This window comes from Tropicibacter sp. S64, assembly GCF_049803835.1.
Classification (GTDB): Bacteria; Pseudomonadota; Alphaproteobacteria; order Rhodobacterales; family Rhodobacteraceae; genus Pacificoceanicola.
Window position 1 is genome coordinate 206,253 of sequence record NZ_JBNAGK010000006.1, and the last position, 18,670, is coordinate 224,922.

The window sequence follows — 18,670 nt, forward strand, 5'->3', positions numbered from 1 at the left end:
GGTCGGAGGCATCCGGCGGCGGCTTCGGAAGGTATTTGCCGGACCAGAGAAGACAGGGCGCGCCCGTCTTCCCTGGTCCGGGGCTTGCTGACGGGGCAGGCGTGGGAGCCCGCACCACGGGGAAAAAGTGGCGCGTTAAGGAAATTTTCTGGCGTTTCGGTGATCTGACGCCGAAGCGGCCGCGCCAGACGGGCAATCTGTACGAAACACGCCGCGAATCGTAGCAAACGTCCCTTGAACGGGCAAATGCGCCGATACCCGGGCCCGACAATCTGTACGAAAATCGGCTGGTTTTGTACCAAACGCCGTCGAGCCGGGCGTCCGGGGGACAGCCAGCGCCCCGTTAACCCCGATGTCCGATGGCTTTACGGATCAGAAATCCGGTTGTGCCCGGAACTTCATGCCCCTGCCATTCTCCGGGTGGTTGAGCCGCAGTTCCTCCGCGTGCAGCATCATCCTCGGATAAAGCCCCGCGGTTTCAGGGGCATAGAGGGCGTCGCCCAGAATCGGATGGCCGAGCGACAACATGTGCACCCGCAGTTGGTGGCTCCGCCCGGTATGCGGGAACAGCCGAACCCGGCTTTCTGCCCCGCCTGACGACACAACCTTCCATGCCGTCAGCGCCGGTTTTCCAGTTTCCCGGCAGACCATCTGCCTCGGGCGGTTGGGCCAGTCGACGATCAGCGGCAGGTCGACCTCGCCTTCTTTGGGCTCCAGCTCTCCTGCTATCCTGGCCACGTAGGTCTTCTTGACCTTGCGATTTTCGAACTGCAGACCGAGGTGTTTCTGCGCGTGGGCCGTCAGAGCAAAGACCATCACCCCGGAGGTGTCCCGGTCCAGCCGGTGCACCAACCGCACGGTCGGGAAGGCTTTCTCCAGCCGCGTCAGCAGGCAGTCCTCCAGCCCCTCGCCCTTGCCGGGCACGGACAGCAGCCCGGCGGGTTTGTCGACGATCAGCAGGTCGCTGTCTTCATGCAGGACGGGAATCTCCCCCTGCGGCGGGTCGTAGGTGTCACTCATGCCCTCCTTTAGGCCTCCCGGCGCGAGCAACGCAAGGCTCCCCGCGGCGTCTTGGTCCTCTGGAAGGGCAAACCGTGGACACTACCCCCGGACCTTCTCCCCTTTCGGATCGTACATCGGCCTGAGCGCCGCCATCGCCTTCACCCGCCGCCCCGCCACGTCGATCTCGTAGTCCGAAGCCAGCACGTCTTCCGCGCTCTCACCCGTGCAGGGCACATACCCGAGGCCGACCGCGCCGCCGAGCGTGTGGCCATAGCCACCGGACGTCAGCTGTCCCACGATCTTCCCGTCCCGCAGGATCGGCTCGTTGTGGTAAAGCATCGGGGCCGGGTCGGTCAGCAGGAACTGTACCAGCCGCCGGTCAAGCCCGGCCTCCTTCCTGCGCAGCACCGCGTCCCGCCCGATAAAACCGACCTTCGCCGTTTTCACCGCAAAGCCGAGACCCGCCTCCAGGACGTGGTCCTCGCAGGTGATGTCATGGCCGAAATGGCGAAAGGCCTTCTCGATCCGGCAGCTGTCCATGCTGTGCAGGCCGCAGTAGGTCAAACCCAGATGCGTTCCTGCCTCGTCAATGGTTTCAAACACATGCGCGGCCATGTCGGCGCTGACGCAGATCTCCCAGCCAAGCTCCCCGACATAGGACACCCGATGCGCGCGGGCAACGCCGAGACCGATTTCGATCTCCCGTGCCGTGCCGAACGGAAAGGCCTCGTTGCTGAAGTCGTCCGGAGACACCCGCGCCAGCAACTCCCGCGCTTTCGGCCCCATGACCGCCAGCACGCCTTCGCCCGCCGTCACGTCGGTGATGACCGTCCGCCGGTCACCCACATGGCGCCGCAGCCAGGTTTCGTCAGCCAACCGCGTTGCCGCAGGGGTGACGACGAGATAGGCGGTTTCCGACAGACGTGTTACCGTCACGTCCGCCTCTATCCCCCCGCGATCATTCAGAAATTGCGTATAGACAATGCGGCCCGGGGCGACGTCCACGTCATTGCCGCAAACATGGTTAAGAAACGCGCAGGCGTCCGGCCCTTCCACCCGCAGCTTGCCGAAGGACGACATGTCGTACGCTCCGACACCCTCCCGCAGGGCCCGGTGTTCCCGCGCCTGATTGGCGAACCAGTTCGGCTTGCCCCAGGTGTAGGCATAGGCGGCGGACTGGCCTTCTGCCGCATACCAGTTCGCCCGCTCCCATCCGGCCAGTTCGCCGAAAACCGCGCCTTTCGAGGCCAGTTGCGCATGGAACGGCGAGCGTCGCACGCCCCGCGCCGTGGCCTTCTGCCGATAGGGGAAATGGTCGGCGTAGAGCAGGCCCAAGGTCTCGCTGACCCGTTCCCTCAGATAACGCCGGTTGCGCTGGAACGGCTGGGCGCGAGAAATGTCCACGTCCCCAAGGTCGAACGGCTTCTGCCCGTCTTCCATCCATTGCGCCAAGGCCATACCGGCGCCCCCGGCGCTCTGGATGCCAATGGAGTTGAACCCGGCCGCAACCCAGACGTTCTCCATCCCCGGCGCTTGCCCGAGGTGATAGGCATTGTCCGGCGTGAAGCTTTCCGGCCCATTGAAAAACGTATGGATTCCTGCCTTTTCCAGCATCGGCATGCGTTTGACGGCGGCTTCGAGGATCGGCTCGAAGTGGTCGAAATCCTCGGGCAGCTGGTCGAATTCGAAGCTCTCGGGGATGCCATCCATGGCCCAGGGTTTGGATTTCAACTCGAAGGCCCCGACCATGATCTTGCCCGCGTCCTCCTTGTAATAGGCCGCCTCGTCCGGCACCCGCAGCACCGGCAACGGAGTCAGCCCGGGGATCGGTTCGGAGACGATGTAGAAGTGCTCGCAGGCGTGCAGCGGCACGTTTGTGCCCAGCATCGCGCCCACCTGTCGCCCCCACATGCCGCCGCAGTTGACGACGTGATCGCAGGTGATCGTGCCTTGTTCGCCAGCTTCGGTCTGATACTCAACCGCTTTGACCCGGCCCCCTTCGCGCACCGCGCCCGTGGCCTTCACGCCTTCCAGGACCAAGGCCCCCCGGTCCCGTGCGCCCCGCGCCAGAGCCAGCGCGATATTGCCCGGATCGCCCTGCCCGTCCTTCGGCAGGTAGACCCCGCCGTGCAGCCCGTCCGGGTTCAGATGGGGGTAACGCTCCATCACACCGTCCACGGAAATCTCTTCGATTTCAACGCCGAAGGCGCGGGCCATGGCGGCCTGACGGCGCAACTCCTCGTGACGCTCGGCGGTCAGGGCCACGGTGATCGAGCCCACGCGGCGGAAGCCGGTGGCAAGCCCGGTTTCCTCTTCGAGCCGCCCGTAAAGCTCCTGCGAATACTTGGCGAGTTTCGTCATGTTCGCCGTCGCCCGAAGCTGCGCGATCAGCCCCGCCGCGTGCCATGTGGTGCCGGAGGTCAGGCGCTTGCGCTCGAGCAGGACCACGTCGATCCAGCCGAGTTTCGTAAGGTGGTAGGCAACGGAGCAGCCGATGACGCCGCCTCCGATGATGACGACGCGGGCGTGATTGGGCATGTCCATGGGCGTCTTCCCCTGTCGGTCTGTCAGACAATGGTGTGGCCCGCCGCGCGCAGGCGGCTGGCGATTTCGCGGATGTGCTCGGGGCCGGTCTCGCAACAGCCGCCCAGGATCGTCGCGCCCATGTCGACCCAGCGCAGCGCGTGGTCAGCGTAGGCCGCGGGACCGAGGTCGGTGCGGGCGCTCAGCGCCGCAACCGTGGGAGCGTCCTGCAGGAAGGCTTCTGTGATCATGGTGAAAGCATTGGCATAGGCCCCGTAGGGCAGGCTCTGACGGGCGAAGATTTCCAGCGCGGCGGGCATCGCCTCCGGCACCGAGCAATTGGCGAGGATCGCCGCCGCCCCGTCCGCCGCGATCTCCAGCGCCTCCGCGACAGGCTCGCCCGAGCGCAGCCGCGTGCCGTCCGCGTCATCCACCGTCAGCGACAGCCAGACCGGCCGGCCATGGTCCCGCACCGCCAGAAGCGCCGAGCGGGCATGGTCCAGCGAGGACACGGTTTCCAGAATGAACAGGTCCACATGCGGCGCCTGCAGTGCCGCCACTTCGGCATAGAGCGGCATCGCCTCCAGCACCGGCGGATGGATGTCCGGCCGGTAGCTGGCCCTGAGCGGCCCGATGGACCCGGCAATCCGGCCTGACCCGAAGCTGTCCCGTGCGGCATGGGCCTCCTGCAGCGCCATGGCCATGAGGTCCTTGAACCGTTCCGGAATGCCCGCCCGCTCCAGCCGGTCGCGCAGAATGGCATAGGTGTTCGTCGTGGCGACCATCGCGCCCGCATCGAAGTAATCGCGGTGCAGGCCCGCCACCAGCCCCGGGTGATCCATCATCACCTGCGTTGACCACAGCGCCGTCGGCTCATCGCCGGAGCGTTTGACGAGTTCCTGTCCAAGCCCGCCATCAAGCAGGGTAATTTCGGCTTTGGTCACGATCAGTCCCTTTGCGGAAGGCCATCGGAGAGGGTGTAGTAGTCCCCCTTCGTGGCGGTGAAGATGTGTTTTTCGAGATGAAGCCCGGTCGGCCCGTCCACCGCGCCGAGGGCAAAGCTCATCGTGTCTTCGTCATGGGCTTTCCAGAACAGAAAGGCCCCGCAGTCGGGGCAGATGCCGCGGCGGGCCTGTTCGGTCAGGGAGACCCATTTGACCGGGCCGTCGACGGCAATCCCGGTCTCCGGGACGAACGCCGACGCCCAGACATGACCGGACATCTTGCGGCATTGGGAGCAATGACAGCAGGACGCGCCCTGCGGCGGTCCGCTGACGGTGAACGTGATGGCTCCGCAGGCGCAGGACCCCTTCATCGCAATACTCCTTCGGGCAGGGCCGTCGCGGCAAGCGCGAGGCCGTAGAGGATGAAACACCCCGCCAGCACACGGCGGATCGAGGTATTCGCCACGGCGGACAGTGCCGCCCGGCCGATCCCCGCGCCGAGCGCGGTGTAGGTGGTGTAGCTCAGCGCCGTGAGGGTCAGCGCCGTCGGCACGATCACCCACATCTGCGGACCGATGGGTACGTCCGTCTGCACGAATTGCGAGAAGGCCGCGAGATAGCCCGCGACGGATTTCGGGTTGATCGTGGCGATCATGAAGGCGCGGGAATAGATGTGGTGCGAAGGCGCCTCGGTGCCGGTCATGGGCCGCGCCGCCCTGCGCCAGTTGCGCACCCCGAGCCAGATCAGCACCAGCGCGCCGACGATCTTGGCCACCAGGAAGCCGGTCGGCGAGGTGGTCAGCAGCGCGGTGATCCCGGCAGCGGAGAGGAACAGGAACAGCAGCGCCTGCGTCAGGATGCCGAGGACGCCCCAGAGACTGCGCAGCAGGCCGAAGGTCATGCCATTCTGGATGCAATTGACCGCATTCGGCCCCGGAGAGGTAACGAAGAGCACCCAGAACGACGCGAAGATGAGCCAGCCTTGAAACGACATCAATACACCGGCGGCGCGATGACCCAGATCGCCTGCGCGGGGGCGTCATGGGGGTTGATCCATTCGAAGGTCTCGCCCCGGATGCGGAAGCTGTCGCCGGGCGTAAGGGAGAAAGGCTTGCCCGCTATGATCAGGTCCAGTCGGCCGCTGATCAGGTAGCCAACCTCCTGTGTCGGACGGCTGACCGGCTCGCCGATGCGCGAATGCGGCGCGAAGGTGCAATGGACCACCTCGAAATCGTCGGTCAGGTCCGGCGAGAGCAGTTCCTCGACCAGCCCCGCCTGTCGCGAGCCGATGGGCCGGCGAGCGGTTTGCCGGACGATAAGCCCCGCCTCGTCCAGCGGCGTATCGGGACGGCCAAAAAGCGAGGAGACCGGAATGTCGAGCAACGCCGCCATGTGACGCAGGTCGGTTATCGACGGCTCCGAAAGATCCCGCTCGACCTGGCTCAGCCAGCCGACGGAGCGATCCATCTGCCGGGCCATCTCCTGCAGGGTCAGCCCGCGCATCCGGCGCACGGCGCGCAGGTCAGCTCCAAGGGTAGTCGAGGGAGGCGTGGACATTGCGGCCAGGGTTCCGTGAAATATCGAGCGGTAATTTCACGGTGTGGCGACCGGGGTGAAATTTCAAGAGAAATTTTCACGGCCTCCCGAAGAAAAACTGATGGGCCCTCGCCCGCCGGGGCTTTTACTCCGCGCAGTCCTCGAACACCCGGTCGAGGATCGCCTGCAGCGCCCCGGCATCCGCCTCGTCGAATGCGACTGCGCGGTCGCTGTCTATATCCAGCACACCGAGCAGCACACCCGCTCCGTTCCGCACCGGCAGGACAAGCTCCGAACGGGTGCTGCTGGAACAGGCGATATGCCCCGGGAACGCCTCCACATCCGCCACGATCTGCGCTTCCCCGGTCCGGGCGCAGGCCCCGCAGACTCCCCGCACAAACGGGATGACAAGACAGCCATGCCCGCCCTGATAAGGCCCGATCTTCAACACCTCCGGCGCGACGACCCGATAGAACCCGGTCCAGTCGAAACGGTCGTCCGCATGGTGGATCTCGCAGGCCAGCGTGGCCATGAGCGCCACGGTGTCGGTCTCACCCTCGGTCAGGCTCGCGATGACCCGGGACAGCTCCGAATAATCGACCCGTGCCATCTCAGAGCCGCTCGATGGCAATCGCCGTGCCCTCGCCGCCACCGATGCAGATCGCCGCGACACCCCGCCGAAGCCCGCGCTTTTCGAGGGCGTTGAGCAGGGTCACGATGATCCGTGCACCGGAGGCCCCGATCGGATGACCCAGCGCACAGGCCCCGCCGTGAACGTTCACCACGTCGCGGGGTAGACCCATTTCCTTCATGAAAGCCATCGGCACGACCGCAAAAGCCTCGTTGACCTCCCACAGATCCACGTCCGAGCGCTTCCAGCCGATGCGCTCCAGCAACTTCTTCGCAGCAGGCACCGGAGCGGTCGGGAAATCCTTCGGGGCCTGCGCGTGGCTGGCATGGCCAAGGATGCGCGCCCGCGGCACGGCACCGGACTTTGCCGCAAGGTCCAGAGTCGTCATAACCAGCGCCGCCGCCCCGTCGGAAATGGAGGATGAGTTCGCCGCCGTGACCGTCCCGTCCTTGCGGAAGGCCGGTTTCAGCAGCGGGATCTTCTCCGGCCGCGCCTTGCCCGGCTGTTCGTCCCGCGTGATGATTTCCTCGCCGGTGCGGGTGTGCAGCGTGACGGCGGTGATCTCCCGGTCGAAGGCCCCGTCCCGCTCCGCATCCAGAGCGTTCGTGAGCGAGGCGAGCGCATATTGGTCCTGCGCCTCTCGGGTGAACTGGAACGCCTCGGCGCAATCCTCGGCAAAGGTGCCCATCAGCCGGCCCTTGTCATAGGCATCCTCGAGACCATCGAGAAACATGTGGTCGACCACCTGCCCGTGTCCGATGCGGGCCCCGCCGCGCATCTTGGGCAGCAGGTACGGCGCTTCCGTCATCGATTCCATGCCGCCCGCGACGATGGTGTCCGCGTGGCCGAGCGCCAGCCGGTCCCAGGCCATCATAGCGGCCTTCATGCCGGACCCGCACATCTTGTTGAGCGTCGTCGCCGGAACCTCTTCGCCGAGACCCGCCGCAAACCCGGCCTGCCGCGCCGGGGCCTGGCCCTGTCCCGCCGGCAGCACGCAGCCCATCAGGAGTTCGTCCACCGCGGGACGACCGGCCTCCGCGAGAGCCCCGGATATTGCCGCCCCGCCCAGCGTCGCGGCGCCGATACCCTCGAAAACCCCTTGAAATCCGCCCATGGGCGTGCGCGAAGCCCCGGTGATGACGACGTCCTTCATGTGCTCTCCTCCTGAATTCATGGCTCCTGAATACCGAATGGTAAGGAATGCCGTCTAGGGTGCCCGTGCACGAGTACCTGTGAGGACCGCATGAAACTTTCAACCCGTACACTCGGTTCCGTCGAGATCGTGGCCGTCGACGCCAGCCGAATCGACGCGGCCGTGGCCATCCAGTTCAAGGATCAGATGCGCGAGGTTCTGGCGGACGCCGCAGATCGCGTCATCCTGGACCTTGAGCAAGTGGACTTCATCGACTCGAGCGGCCTTGGCGCCATCGTCGCGGCCATGAAGTTGATGCCGAGCGGGCGCAAGCTGGAACTGGCCGCGCTGACACCGACGGTCGACAAGGTGTTCCGCATGACGCGCATGGATTCGATCTTTCCGATCCACGAGAGTGTCGGCTCGGCGATACAGAGCGCCGCCTGACGGAACCCTGGTAGGAGATCAGGCAATGCAGCCGGTCAGCAGCCAGGACGGCAATGCGCTCAACTATGTTCTGAGAAGCCGTCCGGACGCGGTGCGCGAAACATTGATGCGCGTCCGCAGCGACATGCTCGGGCTCGGGGTCGGACCCGAGGATTTCGGGCTGTGCGAGATCGTCCTTGCCGAAGCGCTCAACAACATCGTCGAACATGCCTACAGCGAAGCGGCTGACGGCGAAATCCGCTTGTCGCTGTCTGTGGACGCGCGAACATTGGTAGCAAGGATCGAGGACTTTGGCCTCGGAATGCCCGGCGGCGGCCTGCCCGAAGGCGGCCTCGGCTCACTCGACGTGGCAGTGAACGATCTGCCCGAGGGCGGGTTCGGCTGGTTCATGATCCACAGCATGACCGACACGCTGTGCTACCGGCGCAAGAATGGCGTCAACATCCTGGACTTTACCATCCCGTTCCCGGCGCAGCCCTGACCATCGCATCGCGCTTCAGCCCGCCCCCCGAAGGCCACGGTTAACCACTTCCACAAATGGTCAGGATGACGCCTTAATCGCGACAGAATACACCGTCAAAAAGGGACTTGTAGCTGCATAAGGCTTCCCTCGGCGTCGCGCATTAACAGCCCCCACCCAGTGTGCGGCGTCGAGGTCTACCTCCCGGACGAACCAATGATCGGCCCCAAGGCCGCCGCTCGATGCGGCGGCGTTTCTGCGTTTCGGGGTCATGCGGACCGGGCCGGCGCAGAGCCTTCACATTTCCCCGACGCCACCATATTTCCGCCCCGATCCTCCGCCATTTCTGTCCCCGTAGCTGCACAAGGCTTCCCTCGGCGCCGCGCGTTAACAGCCCCCACCCAGTGCGCGGCGTCGAGGTACTTGCAAGGGGCGTATCCAGACATATCCCGAAGCACAGGCTCCATTGACCTCGCCCTGCGGGTCGATATCTTCGCGACCAAGAGGAAAAGGAGCCTGCCCCATGCGCGATTTTCACCTGCCGGGACGGTCCGCCGTTTACGCCACCAACGGCATCTGCGCCACATCGCATCCGCTCGCCGCGGGTGTGGCGGTGGATATCCTGCGCCGTGGCGGCAACGCGCTCGACGCCGCCATTGCCGGAGCGGTCTTGCTGGGCCTTGCCGAACCGCAGATGACAGGCATCGGCGGCGATTGCTTCACGCTGATCTCGCCTGCCGGGAGCGACGACGTGATCGCCGTCAACGGCTCTGGGCGCGCCCCGAAGGCCGCCAGCGCCGCCGCCTTGCGCGACAAGGGGCTCGAAACCGTCCCGCTGCACACCCCTGACGCCGTCACCATCCCGGGCGCCGTCGACGCCTTCTGCACGATGTCGGAAAAATGGGGCAAGCTCGGCCTTGCCGACATACTCGCTCCCGCCATTCACTACATGGAACACGGCGTGCCCGTCGCGCCGCGCGTCGCCTTCGACTGGGCCAAGGACACCGCCGCGCTGCAGGGTCATGGCCGCAAACATTTCCAGCCCGGCGCCGTGCCGAACCCCGGCGATCTGTTCGCCCTGCCCGCGCAGGCCGAGGCGCTGAAACGCATCGCCGCGCAGGGCCGTGCGGGGTTCTACGAGGGCGAGGTTGCCGAGGACATGGTCAAGACCCTCAATGCCCTCGGCGGTGTGCACACGCTGGAGGATTTCGCCGACACGCGCTGCACCATCGGCGCACCCATCGGCAGCGACTATCGCGGCCGCACGTTGCTCGAGCACCCGCCGAACGGGCAGGGCATCATCGCGCAACTGATTCTCAACATCCTGTCGCAGTTCGATCTCGCCGCGCTAGACCCGTTCGGCGCCGAGCGCATCCACCTCGAAGCCGAGGCGGCAAAGCTCGCCTATGACGCCCGCAGCCGCTTCCTGGCGGACCCGGCGACCATGACCGGACTGGATCATCTGACCAGCATGGAGACCGCTGCGCGTCTTGCGGCGCTGATCGACCCGAACCGCGCCATGGCCTCCGCCGCCAAGACCTCCGAGGCGGTGCACAAGGACACGATCTACATCACCGTGGTGGACAAGGACCGCATGGCGGTCTCGCTGATCTACTCGATCTTTCACGGATTCGGCTCCGGGATCGCCTCGGAGAAGTTCGGCATCCTGTTCCAGAACCGCGGTGCGGGATTCTCGCTCAAGGAAGGCCACCCGAATGAGATGACGGGCGGGCAGCGTCCGATGCATACCATCATCCCCGCGATGCTCTGCGATGGCGGGCGGGTGACCATGCCTTTCGGTGTCATGGGCGGACAGTACCAACCCAACGGGCACGCCCGCGTCGTCTCCAACATGACCGATTTCGGGATGCACGCGCAGGAGGCCCTGGACGCGCCGCGCAGCTTTGCCTTCGATGGCAAGCTGCAACTCGAACGGGGGTTCGCGCCCGAAGTGGCGGCGGCCCTGAGCGAGAAGGGCCACGTCATCGAAACGCCCGAGACGCCGCTCGGCGGTGCGCAGTCCATCGTCATCCACGAGACCGGTGTGCTGGAAGGCGCGTCGGACCCCCGCAAGGACGGCTGCGCCCTGGGGTATTGACCCGGCAAACGGCATTTGTCTGCAAGTCGATGCAACCGTCAGACAGATGCCTCCGCCGCGCCCAAATTTCGCCTCGGACCGATGCAACCTGAAGGTTGTATTGATCCGGGAGAGACAGGACATGGTCGGACCGATTGCAGCGATGGAGAGCTTCGTCTTCAAGGCCTTCGACTTCAGCGGTCGGGCGACGCGGGCGGAATTCTGGTGGGCTTTCCTCGGCCTCGGACTGCTGACCTGTGGCGCGTTGGCTATGGACGTCTATACGCTCATAAGCCTTGATTTGGCCGACATCGGCATGAGCTCCCTGATCACGCCGTGGCTGTTTCTGCTGACCTTCATCCCGTATCTCTCCTTGCGCGTGCGCCGCCTGCACGACATAGGCCGGTCCGGGCTTTTCCTGTTCTTGGACGTGGTGCCCATCATCGGGCCGATTCTGACCCACATCATGCTTTCCATGCCCTCGCAGCCGGAGGAAAACGCCTGGGGCCAGCCGCCCCGCCACGTCATGACGCGGCACACGCCGCGCGACGCTGCGCCCGGCAGTTTTGCGGCCGAGGCAAAGGCGCAGACGGCGGCGCCGAAGCCCCACAACGCCTTCCAGAGCTATGCCTACCTGGTCAACGGCGAAGCAGAGCCAACGCCAGACATGATCGAACAGCGTCGTGCGGAGATCCGCGACTATTACCGCAGCCGGGTTCTGGGACAGGCCTGAACCTGCCCGCCGGGCTCAGTAGCTGTATTCGTCGTAGATCCGGGTCAGATCGCCGTTCCAGTCGCCGTGGTAATGCTCCAGCAACTCGTCCGCAGGGGTCTTGCCACTCTCGACACTTTCTTTCAGTGCGTTGAGGAAATGCGTCTCGTCCGGGACAAGACCACCGGCCCCGGGCCGCGCCCGCGCCTTCAGTCCCGCCTCGGCGATGGCCACAACCTCGCGGGCGAGGTCGTGCATCTTCACGCCGCCCGCCTCGGCCTGCAACCCGTCGACCGAGGCCGCCACGCGCAGCCCCTCGCGGGTTTCGGCGTCCCAGCCCTTGACCAGATCCCAGGCCGCATCCAGCGCCGATTGATCGTAGGTCAGGCCGACCCAGAACGCCGGAAGCGCGCAGAGCCGCCGCCACGGGCCGCCATCCGCGCCGCGCATCTCGATGAATTTCTTGAGCCGCGCCTCGGGGAACACCGTGGTCAGGTGATCGGCCCAGTCGGACAGGGTTGGCGTCTCGCCCGGCAACGCCGGGAGCTGGCCTTTGAGGAAGTCGCGGAAGGACTGGCCGAGCGCGTTGATATACTTGCCGTCGCGGTAGACGAAATACATCGGCACATCGAGCACGTAGTCGGTCCAGGCCTCGAAACCGAAGCCGTCCTCGAAGACAAACGGCAACATGCCGGTGCGGGCGTCATCGAGATTGCGCCAGATCAGCGAACGCCAGCTCTTGTGGCCATTCGGTTTGCCCTCGAAGAAGGGCGAATTGGCGAAAAGCGCGGTCGCGACCGGCTGCAGCGCCAAGGCCACGCGCATCTTCTGCACCATGTCTGCTTCTGAGCCGAAGTCGAGGTTGACCTGCACGGTGCAGGTCCGGCGCATCATGGCGGTGCCCATGGTGCCGACCTTCTGCATGTAGTCGTTCATCAACTTGTACCGGCCCTTTGGCATGAGCGGCATCTGCTCATGCGTCCAGATCGGCGCGGCACCAAGGCCGATGAAGCGCACGCCGATCTCGTCGGCGATGGACTTTACCTCGGCGAGATGCTCGTTCACCTCGTCACAGGTTTGATGGATGGTTTCCAAAGGGGCCCCGGACAGCTCCAGCGCCCCGCCCGGCTCCAGGCTGACGTTCGCGCCATCCTTCTCCAGCCCGATCAGGAAACCGCCCTCGCGCACCTCGGCCCAGCCATAGCTGTCGCGCAGCCCCTCGAGCACGGCGCGAATGGAGCGTTCGCCGTCGAAGGGCAGCGGCTTCAGCGTATCCTTGCAGTAGCCGAATTTCTCATGTTCGGTCCCGATGCGCCAGTTTTCCTTGGGTTTGCAGCCGGATGCGAGGTACTCGACCATCTGCTCGTGGCGCTCGATCGGCCCGCCGCCGGATTGGGGAATGGACATGGGAAATGCTCCGTCTGGGCCTTGTCTCTTCGGGGCCTAAGCCTTGGTCGCAAAACTTACGGGTGTCAATGCAACCGAAAGGTTGGACTGCTCCAGATGACGTAGCTGTGCGGTTCCGTTGCCGACATTGCCGTGATTGCGGTCTCGAAATCCGCGCCCGGAAGAGCCGAGAGCACGTCGAAGAGGGCATTCGCGCCTTCCGCGTCGATGGGGATGGCCAGGAGGCCGTCGCGTCCGGCGAGAACCCACTGCACCACCATCAAATCCAGCACCTCGATCCGAACCTGCCGCAGGCCGTCGACAGAGACGATGCCGCCGCCGTCCGGGGCGAAATAGCTGATCTGCCGCTCCGTCACCTCGACGATCCCCGCCCCGCCGCCCTCGCGGTAGAGCCTGGCCCGGCGCAGACCGATCCAGGCCAGAGCAATACCGAGGAGCAGCACGACAAATCCGATCCAGTGCAGGATGCCGCCGCCGGTGAAGAATCCCCAATAGAGGCCCACCGCGAACACCGCGAGGCCGATGAACACCTCGCGGAACCGCGCGAGGGCGGCGGCAGCTTCGGGGCGGATCACGTCCAGTCCCCCAGATGCGCCTGCCACAGCGCCATGGCCGCCACGGCTGCCGTATCCGCCCGCAGGATTCGCGGACCGAGGCTGACGGGGTGGGCGAAGGACAGCGCGTGCAGGCGCTCCCGCTCGGCGGGGCTGAACCCGCCTTCGGGGCCGATGAGAATAGCCCAGGGTCCGGTGTCGTCGCGATGCGGCAGGGCCATCGCCTCCCCGACCTTCGCTTCGTCGCAGAACATCAGCCGCCTGTCCTCCGGCCAATCCGCCAGAAGCGAATCCAGCCGGTGCAGGTCCGCCACCTCGGGCACGAAGGTACCGCCGCATTGTTCGGCGGCCTCCACCGCGTGGGCCTGCAAACGATCCTGCCGGATTCGCTCGGCATTGGTATACTCGGTCTGAACAGGGACAATCCGCCGCGCCCCCATCTCCGCCGCCTTTTCGACGATGAAATCGGTGCGGGCCTTCTTGATCGGCGCGAACAGCAGCCAGAGGTCCGGCGGCAGGCGCAAAGGCGCGGATTGCAAGCGGCAAACCAGTGTCCCGCCCCGTTTTCCCGCCTCCGAGACCTCCGCCTGCCACTCGCCGTCCGCCCCGTTGAACAGCGCCACGACGTCGCCGACCGCGAGCCGCATTACGCCAAAGAGATAATGGGCCTGCCCCTGATCGAGCGGCACAGGTTGTCCCTCCCCCAAAGGGTGCTGTACGTAGAGGCGGATTTTCGCAGTCATGAGGCGCACCATATGACCGGCACTTCGCAGACGCCAGAGGCCGAAGGACAAGTCCGCGACGCCGTGAAAGGCAACTGGGTCGACCACCGTGCCCCGGCCTGGACACGGCCCTATCTGCGCCTGTCCCGCGCCGACCGGCCCATCGGGACATGGCTGTTGTTGCTGCCGTGCTGGTGGGGGCTGCTGCTGGCAATGGTGGCGGACGGCCAGGCGCGCTGGTTCGATCTGTGGATCTTTGTCGGTTGCGGCATCGGCGCGGTGCTGATGCGCGGCGCGGGTTGTACGTGGAACGACATCACCGACCGCGACATCGACGGATCGGTGGACCGCACCGCCTCGCGCCCGATTCCCTCGGGCCAGGTGACCGCGAAGCAGGCGCTTGGCTGGGCCGTGATCCAGTCGCTGATCGCCTTTTGCATCCTCGTCACCTTCCCGCCCGCGGCCATCGCGCTCGGCGTCCTCTCCCTCGCCCCGGTGGCCATCTACCCGTTCGCCAAACGGTTCACCTGGTGGCCGCAGGTCTTCCTCGGAATCGCGTTCAACTGGGGCGCGTTGCTGGCCTGGACGGCGCATTCCGGCGCGCTCGGCTGGCCCGCCGTGCTGCTCTATCTCTCGGGCATGGCCTGGACGCTGTTCTACGACACGATCTATGCCCACCAGGACAAGGAAGACGACGCGCTCATCGGCGTGAAATCCACCGCCCGCCTGTTCGGCGACAACACACCGGCCTGGCTCGCGCGTTTCATGGTGATCTGCGTTACGCTGATGGGCGCGGCCGTGGTGCTCGCTGTGCCGTCCGGGGACATTCTGAAACTGGTGGTCCTGCTGGTCGGCCCATGGGCCATGGGCTGGCACATGCTCTGGCAGATGCGTCGCCTGAAGATGGACGATGCGGACCGTCTGCTCGAACTGTTTCGGTCCAATCGCGACGCGGGCCTGATTCCCGTGCTGTTTTTCGCCATCGCGGTCCTGCTGTGATTGCCTAACACGCGCGGCTTGCGTATCACCATCGCACTTAACAAAGGGTACAGGTGCCGATGCGGCTCTCTTCGCTGTTCACGATCCTGGGCACGTTCATCGCGGCCGCAGCCATCAGCCTCGTTTCCGCGTATTTCTCCGTCGGCATGATCGAAACGGCGTCGAAGGCGGATGTGCTGAACGAACTGGATCGCGAAGGGCTGACCTGGGCAGAGGTGGACACCAATGGCCTGCAGGTGTTCCTGATCGGCACTGCCCCGGACGAGGCGACGCGGTTCCAGGCGCTCAGCACGGCGGGCCGGGTGGTGGATGCCGCGCGGGTCATCGACCAGATGCTGATCGAGGAACCGGAAGACTTTGCCCCACCGCATTTCTCCGCCGAGATCCTGCGCAACGATGCCGGGATTTCCGTGATCGGCCTGATCCCCGACTCGACCGACCGGGACGACCTGATGCGCCAGTTCCGCGAGATCGCAGGGTCCGCCGGCGTCTCCGACCTGCTGGACGTGGCCGACTATCCCTCGCCGGAAGGCTGGGACGCGGCCCTGCGCTTCGCGGTCGGGGCGCTGCGCGATCTGCCACGCTCGCAGATCTCTGTCGACGCGGAGAGGGTCTCGATCAAGGCCATGACGGACAGCGGCGAAAGCAAGAAACGGCTGGAGACCGCGCTCGCCCGGCGCAAGCCCGAGACGCTGCGGCTCGCACTCGACCTGACGGCGCCGCGGCCGGTGATCACACCCTTTACCCTGCGCTTCGTGATCGAGGACGGCACGCCGCGCTTCGATTCCTGCTCCGCCGACAGCGAGGAAGGCCGCGACCGGATCCTGCGTGCCGCCACGCGGGCCGGGCTCGAAGGAAAAGCCACCTGCACGCTGGGTCTCGGCGTGCCGTCCCGGCATTGGCCCGACGCCGCAGAACTGGCCATTGGCAAGGTTCGGGAACTGGGCGGTGGCTCGGTGACCTTCACCAATGCCGACGTGGCGCTGATTGCCCTGGAGGGCACTGACCAGGGGCTGTTCGACCGGGTCGTGGGCGAACTGGAAGCCGCCCTGCCGGAGGTCTTCGTCCTGCATGCCACCCTGCCCCAGCCTGCCGAGCAGAAGGACGAGGGCACGCCCGAATTCATCGCGACGCTCAGCCCGGAAGGGGCGGTGCAGATGCGCGGACGCCTGTCCAGCGAGATCGCGCGTCAGACCGTCGACAGCTTCGCCCGCGCCCGTTTCGGCTCTGGGAAGGTCTACATGGCCGCGCGCGTCACGGACGACCTGCCGGGCGACTGGCAGGTCCGGACCCTCGCCGGCATCGAGGCGCTCTCGCAACTGGTCAACGGCGCGGTCACGGTGACTCCGGACCAGGTCATCGTCGTCGGGAACACCGGGAACACCGAGGCCAGCGCCGACATCGCGCGGCTGCTGACCGGGAAGCTGGGCGAGGATGCCAAGATCGACATCGACGTCGAGTACATGAAGAAGTTCGACGCGTCTCTCGGCATTCCGACGCCGGAGGAATGCGAGGCCCAGATCGTCGAGATCATCGGCGACCGCAAGATCACCTTCGAGCCCTCCAGCGCCACGCTCGACGGATCGGCCAAGGACATTCTCGACGAACTGGCGGACCTGCTGAAGAAATGTGGCGACATCCCGATCGAGATCGGCGGTCACACCGACAGCCAGGGGCGCGAGACGATGAACGAGGAACTCAGCCGCGAACGCGCACAATCGGTGCTCGACGCGCTGCGCGGACGTCTGGTTCCTGTGGCATCCTACACGGTGAAAGGCTATGGCGAGGCCGAGCCGATCGCCGACAACAGCACCGAGGACGGCCGCGAGGCAAACCGGCGCATCGAGTTCAAACTGCTGCGGCCCGAGCCGACAGAAGACCAGGAAACCACCACGGAGACGGTGGAAGACACGTCCGACGCCACAGGCGCAACGGACTCCGCGCCCGCAGAAGGAACCGGCGATGAATAGAACGGAATTCATCATTGCAACTGCCATTATCCTGTTCGTGGCGTTCTGCCTCGGATGGTTCGCAAACTGGCTGGTGCATCGGTTCAGCCGGGTCAGCCAAGCCGACATGGACCAACTCGAGCGCATGAGCCAGGAGCTGCACGAGGCGGAGGAAACCCGCGACCAGGCGATCACATACCTGCAGCAGCGCGAGGCGGAACTGACCAACCAGCTGGCCCAGACCGAGGCAGAGTTGACCGCGGCCATGGACGGCCTGCGGGAGGCGCGGCAGGAGGCCGAGGAAATGCGGCTCTACGTCGAGCGTTTGCAGCAGACGGGGTGAGGCCAGGTCTTTATCTCGCCTTGACTTGAGGGGTTTCGCCGTGCTTGCGCACGGCGACCAACGCGCCTTCGGCGCGCGCGGGGGCTCTGCCCCCACGGCTCATTCGAGCCTCCCCCGAGGGTATTTGAGGACCAAAGAAGATCCAGTCGCGCGAATACGGCTTCATTGGTCTCAAAATTCTGCGGGGTCCGGGGCAGAGCTCAGAAGAAAAATTCTGCCGTGACAAAATTTTCCTGCGCCGCAGGAGCCGGTCAAGCCAACGCGCGAAGCCAGAATTGCAGCCGGTGGTCGGTTTGCTCGGCTTCACCGATGTCCTTCCATCGGAACGTCGCCTGGACACCGTCCAGGGGCGCATACCCGCGCTTTTGCCAGAATGGGTCGAGTGGCGCATAGGTCGCGGGGCGGAGCGGGTGATCCGGTGGGCGCATGACGCTGCAAAAGGCGCTGTAGCGGGACCCGAGAGCCTGCGCATGGGCCTCGCGCAGGTCGAAGAATCGATGCCCGATGCCCTGCCCGCGGTAATCCGGCAAGAGCACGGATTCGGCGCAGTAGAAGATATCTCGGAGCGCAAAGTCCGTTTCCGCAAACGGTGCCGCGAAATCCTCTGCGTGGTCCGCCATGGGCGTGCCCGTCGCCGCGCCAACGAGCCGCGTGCCGTCGAAGGCCCCGACCAGAACCGCTGTTTCTCTCTCCCGATAGGTCTGCAGGTACGTGCGTTCGTACTCCAGTGACCCGTCGTAGAGATACGGGAACGCCCGGAACACGGTGATCCGCAGGCGGGCGACATCGTCAAGAGCGGCGTCGAGCGCCGCACCGGTCAGGACCTCGACCCGCATCAGGAGACCTGTCGGATCCAGTCGGCGAGGTTGTAGTAGGTCACGACCCGGCTGATCCTGCCATCCTTCAGCGAGAAGAAGGACCCGGCGGGCAGGCGGTAGGTCTGGCCCTTCGCTTCCGGGAGGCCGGAGTCGGTTTCCAGATACGTCCCGTTGACGATGAACTCCGCCGCGCCACGGGTTCCGTCCTCGTTCACGAAGAGCACCATATCGGTCAGGTTTTCGCGGTAGCACCGGGTCATATGGGCGCAGAACTCGGCAAACAGCGTCTTGCCGATCCGGACGTTGCCCTCGTTGACGTGATGCGCCACGTCCTCGGTCAGACAGTCCAGCATTCCATCGGTATTTCCGGCGTTGAACTCCGCGAAATAGCGTTCGATGACTTCCCGGCTCATG

At 65.5% G+C, this 18,670-nt stretch carries 20 protein-coding genes; 7 read left to right on the forward strand and 13 right to left on the reverse strand.

The genetic code is table 11. The annotated features are described in order from the left end of the window. Positions 1–372: 372 nt before the first annotated feature. The 8 genes from ACP159_RS11750 to ACP159_RS11785 form a co-directional block, all read right to left on the reverse strand. Complete coding sequence (locus tag ACP159_RS11750; protein ID WP_425099907.1) at positions 373–1,020, reverse strand: RluA family pseudouridine synthase; 648 nt, start codon at positions 1,018–1,020, stop codon at positions 373–375. An 81-nt stretch (positions 1,021–1,101) separates the two neighbouring features. Then, positions 1,102–3,546: a GcvT family protein gene (locus ACP159_RS11755; protein ID WP_425099908.1), complete on the reverse strand. Its 2,445-nt coding sequence runs from the start codon at positions 3,544–3,546 to the stop codon at positions 1,102–1,104. 23 nt (positions 3,547–3,569) lie between these two features. Beyond that, positions 3,570–4,469, reverse strand: a complete 900-nt coding sequence (locus ACP159_RS11760; RefSeq protein WP_425099909.1) for a homocysteine S-methyltransferase family protein — start codon at positions 4,467–4,469, stop codon at positions 3,570–3,572. A gap of 2 nt (positions 4,470–4,471) precedes the next feature. Next, the gene (locus tag ACP159_RS11765; RefSeq protein WP_425099910.1) at positions 4,472–4,840 is read right to left on the reverse strand and encodes a GFA family protein; all 369 of its coding nucleotides are present in this window, start codon (positions 4,838–4,840) and stop codon (positions 4,472–4,474) included. After that, the gene (locus ACP159_RS11770) at positions 4,837–5,463 is read right to left on the reverse strand and encodes a LysE family translocator (protein ID WP_425099911.1); all 627 of its coding nucleotides are present in this window, start codon (positions 5,461–5,463) and stop codon (positions 4,837–4,839) included. The genes ACP159_RS11765 and ACP159_RS11770 overlap by 4 nt, the downstream gene beginning before the upstream one ends. Beyond that, positions 5,463–6,026: a helix-turn-helix domain-containing protein gene (locus tag ACP159_RS11775; protein WP_425099912.1), complete on the reverse strand. Its 564-nt coding sequence runs from the start codon at positions 6,024–6,026 to the stop codon at positions 5,463–5,465. Before ACP159_RS11775 ends, ACP159_RS11770 begins: the two co-directional genes overlap by 1 nt. A gap of 124 nt (positions 6,027–6,150) precedes the next feature. Continuing rightward, positions 6,151–6,615, reverse strand: a complete 465-nt coding sequence (locus ACP159_RS11780) for a GAF domain-containing protein (RefSeq protein WP_425099913.1) — start codon at positions 6,613–6,615, stop codon at positions 6,151–6,153. A 1-nt stretch (position 6,616) separates the two neighbouring features. Continuing rightward, positions 6,617–7,789: an acetyl-CoA C-acyltransferase gene (locus tag ACP159_RS11785; protein WP_425099914.1), complete on the reverse strand. Its 1,173-nt coding sequence runs from the start codon at positions 7,787–7,789 to the stop codon at positions 6,617–6,619. Positions 7,790–7,879: 90 nt separating this feature from the next. Between ACP159_RS11785 and ACP159_RS11790 the strand changes: the two genes are divergently transcribed. The 4 genes from ACP159_RS11790 to ACP159_RS11805 all read left to right on the forward strand — a co-directional run bounded on the left by ACP159_RS11790 (position 7,880) and on the right by ACP159_RS11805 (position 11,485). Next, positions 7,880–8,215, forward strand: coding sequence for an STAS domain-containing protein (locus ACP159_RS11790; RefSeq protein ID WP_425099915.1), 336 nt, complete (start codon positions 7,880–7,882; stop codon positions 8,213–8,215). Between the two features lie 25 nt (positions 8,216–8,240). Further along, on the forward strand, positions 8,241–8,696 hold the full coding sequence (locus tag ACP159_RS11795; protein WP_425099916.1) for an ATP-binding protein: 456 nt from the start codon (positions 8,241–8,243) through the stop codon (positions 8,694–8,696). A 502-nt stretch (positions 8,697–9,198) separates the two neighbouring features. Beyond that, complete coding sequence (gene ggt / locus ACP159_RS11800; protein ID WP_425099917.1) at positions 9,199–10,773, forward strand: gamma-glutamyltransferase; 1,575 nt, start codon at positions 9,199–9,201, stop codon at positions 10,771–10,773. Positions 10,774–10,894: 121 nt separating this feature from the next. Then, on the forward strand, positions 10,895–11,485 hold the full coding sequence (locus ACP159_RS11805) for a DUF805 domain-containing protein (protein ID WP_425099918.1): 591 nt from the start codon (positions 10,895–10,897) through the stop codon (positions 11,483–11,485). Positions 11,486–11,500: 15 nt separating this feature from the next. Here ACP159_RS11805 and ACP159_RS11810 read toward each other — a convergent pair whose 3' ends face one another. From ACP159_RS11810 to ACP159_RS11820, 3 genes are all read right to left on the reverse strand, one after another. Continuing rightward, positions 11,501–12,871, reverse strand: a complete 1,371-nt coding sequence (locus ACP159_RS11810; protein ID WP_425099919.1) for a glutamate--cysteine ligase — start codon at positions 12,869–12,871, stop codon at positions 11,501–11,503. Positions 12,872–12,936: 65 nt separating this feature from the next. Beyond that, complete coding sequence (locus tag ACP159_RS11815; protein ID WP_425099920.1) at positions 12,937–13,446, reverse strand: hypothetical protein; 510 nt, start codon at positions 13,444–13,446, stop codon at positions 12,937–12,939. After that, complete coding sequence (locus ACP159_RS11820) at positions 13,443–14,168, reverse strand: 16S rRNA (uracil(1498)-N(3))-methyltransferase (RefSeq protein ID WP_425099921.1); 726 nt, start codon at positions 14,166–14,168, stop codon at positions 13,443–13,445. Before ACP159_RS11820 ends, ACP159_RS11815 begins: the two co-directional genes overlap by 4 nt. Positions 14,169–14,180: 12 nt before the next feature. On the opposite strand from ACP159_RS11820, the gene ubiA reads away from it, so the two are divergent. Genes ubiA through ACP159_RS11835 form a run of 3 tightly spaced genes read left to right on the forward strand, consistent with a single transcriptional unit; the run spans position 14,181 to position 17,438 of the window. Further along, positions 14,181–15,146 carry a 4-hydroxybenzoate octaprenyltransferase gene (gene ubiA, locus ACP159_RS11825; RefSeq protein ID WP_425099922.1) on the forward strand — a complete coding sequence of 322 codons (966 nt, stop codon included), beginning with the start codon at positions 14,181–14,183 and terminating at the stop codon, positions 15,144–15,146. Between the two features lie 59 nt (positions 15,147–15,205). Then, positions 15,206–17,116, forward strand: a complete 1,911-nt coding sequence (locus ACP159_RS11830; protein ID WP_425099923.1) for an OmpA family protein — start codon at positions 15,206–15,208, stop codon at positions 17,114–17,116. Continuing rightward, complete coding sequence (locus ACP159_RS11835; RefSeq protein WP_425099924.1) at positions 17,109–17,438, forward strand: hypothetical protein; 330 nt, start codon at positions 17,109–17,111, stop codon at positions 17,436–17,438. Before ACP159_RS11830 ends, ACP159_RS11835 begins: the two co-directional genes overlap by 8 nt. A gap of 251 nt (positions 17,439–17,689) precedes the next feature. Here the strand turns inward: ACP159_RS11835 and ACP159_RS11840 are convergent, their stop codons facing one another. Next, positions 17,690–18,274, reverse strand: a complete 585-nt coding sequence (locus ACP159_RS11840; RefSeq protein ID WP_425099925.1) for a GNAT family N-acetyltransferase — start codon at positions 18,272–18,274, stop codon at positions 17,690–17,692. Next, entirely contained in the window at positions 18,274–18,669 is a 396-nt protein-coding gene (locus ACP159_RS11845) for a ketosteroid isomerase-related protein (RefSeq protein WP_425099926.1), read from the reverse strand. The genes ACP159_RS11840 and ACP159_RS11845 overlap by 1 nt, the downstream gene beginning before the upstream one ends. Position 18,670 lies beyond the last annotated feature (1 nt).

What these genes read in the sequence shown, in the direction of transcription:
- ACP159_RS11840 (WP_425099925.1), bottom strand. Translation starts at nt 18,274, where the DNA reads ATGCGGGTCGAGGTCCTGACCGGTGCGGCGCTCGACGCCGCTCTTGAC.
- ACP159_RS11845 (WP_425099926.1), bottom strand. Translation starts at nt 18,669, where the DNA reads ATGAGCCGGGAAGTCATCGAACGCTATTTCGCGGAGTTCAACGCCGGA.
- ACP159_RS11835 (WP_425099924.1), top strand. Translation starts at nt 17,109, where the DNA reads ATGAATAGAACGGAATTCATCATTGCAACTGCCATTATCCTGTTCGTG.
- ACP159_RS11765 (WP_425099910.1), bottom strand. Translation starts at nt 4,840, where the DNA reads ATGAAGGGGTCCTGCGCCTGCGGAGCCATCACGTTCACCGTCAGCGGA.
- ACP159_RS11830 (WP_425099923.1), top strand. Translation starts at nt 15,206, where the DNA reads ATGCGGCTCTCTTCGCTGTTCACGATCCTGGGCACGTTCATCGCGGCC.
- ACP159_RS11780 (WP_425099913.1), bottom strand. Translation starts at nt 6,615, where the DNA reads ATGGCACGGGTCGATTATTCGGAGCTGTCCCGGGTCATCGCGAGCCTG.
- ACP159_RS11775 (WP_425099912.1), bottom strand. Translation starts at nt 6,026, where the DNA reads ATGTCCACGCCTCCCTCGACTACCCTTGGAGCTGACCTGCGCGCCGTG.
- ACP159_RS11770 (WP_425099911.1), bottom strand. Translation starts at nt 5,463, where the DNA reads ATGTCGTTTCAAGGCTGGCTCATCTTCGCGTCGTTCTGGGTGCTCTTC.
- ACP159_RS11750 (WP_425099907.1), bottom strand. Translation starts at nt 1,020, where the DNA reads ATGAGTGACACCTACGACCCGCCGCAGGGGGAGATTCCCGTCCTGCAT.
- ACP159_RS11755 (WP_425099908.1), bottom strand. Translation starts at nt 3,546, where the DNA reads ATGGACATGCCCAATCACGCCCGCGTCGTCATCATCGGAGGCGGCGTC.
- ubiA (WP_425099922.1), top strand. Translation starts at nt 14,181, where the DNA reads ATGACCGGCACTTCGCAGACGCCAGAGGCCGAAGGACAAGTCCGCGAC.
- ACP159_RS11790 (WP_425099915.1), top strand. Translation starts at nt 7,880, where the DNA reads ATGAAACTTTCAACCCGTACACTCGGTTCCGTCGAGATCGTGGCCGTC.
- ACP159_RS11795 (WP_425099916.1), top strand. Translation starts at nt 8,241, where the DNA reads ATGCAGCCGGTCAGCAGCCAGGACGGCAATGCGCTCAACTATGTTCTG.
- ACP159_RS11805 (WP_425099918.1), top strand. Translation starts at nt 10,895, where the DNA reads ATGGTCGGACCGATTGCAGCGATGGAGAGCTTCGTCTTCAAGGCCTTC.
- ACP159_RS11810 (WP_425099919.1), bottom strand. Translation starts at nt 12,871, where the DNA reads ATGTCCATTCCCCAATCCGGCGGCGGGCCGATCGAGCGCCACGAGCAG.
- ggt (WP_425099917.1), top strand. Translation starts at nt 9,199, where the DNA reads ATGCGCGATTTTCACCTGCCGGGACGGTCCGCCGTTTACGCCACCAAC.
- ACP159_RS11785 (WP_425099914.1), bottom strand. Translation starts at nt 7,789, where the DNA reads ATGAAGGACGTCGTCATCACCGGGGCTTCGCGCACGCCCATGGGCGGA.
- ACP159_RS11820 (WP_425099921.1), bottom strand. Translation starts at nt 14,168, where the DNA reads ATGACTGCGAAAATCCGCCTCTACGTACAGCACCCTTTGGGGGAGGGA.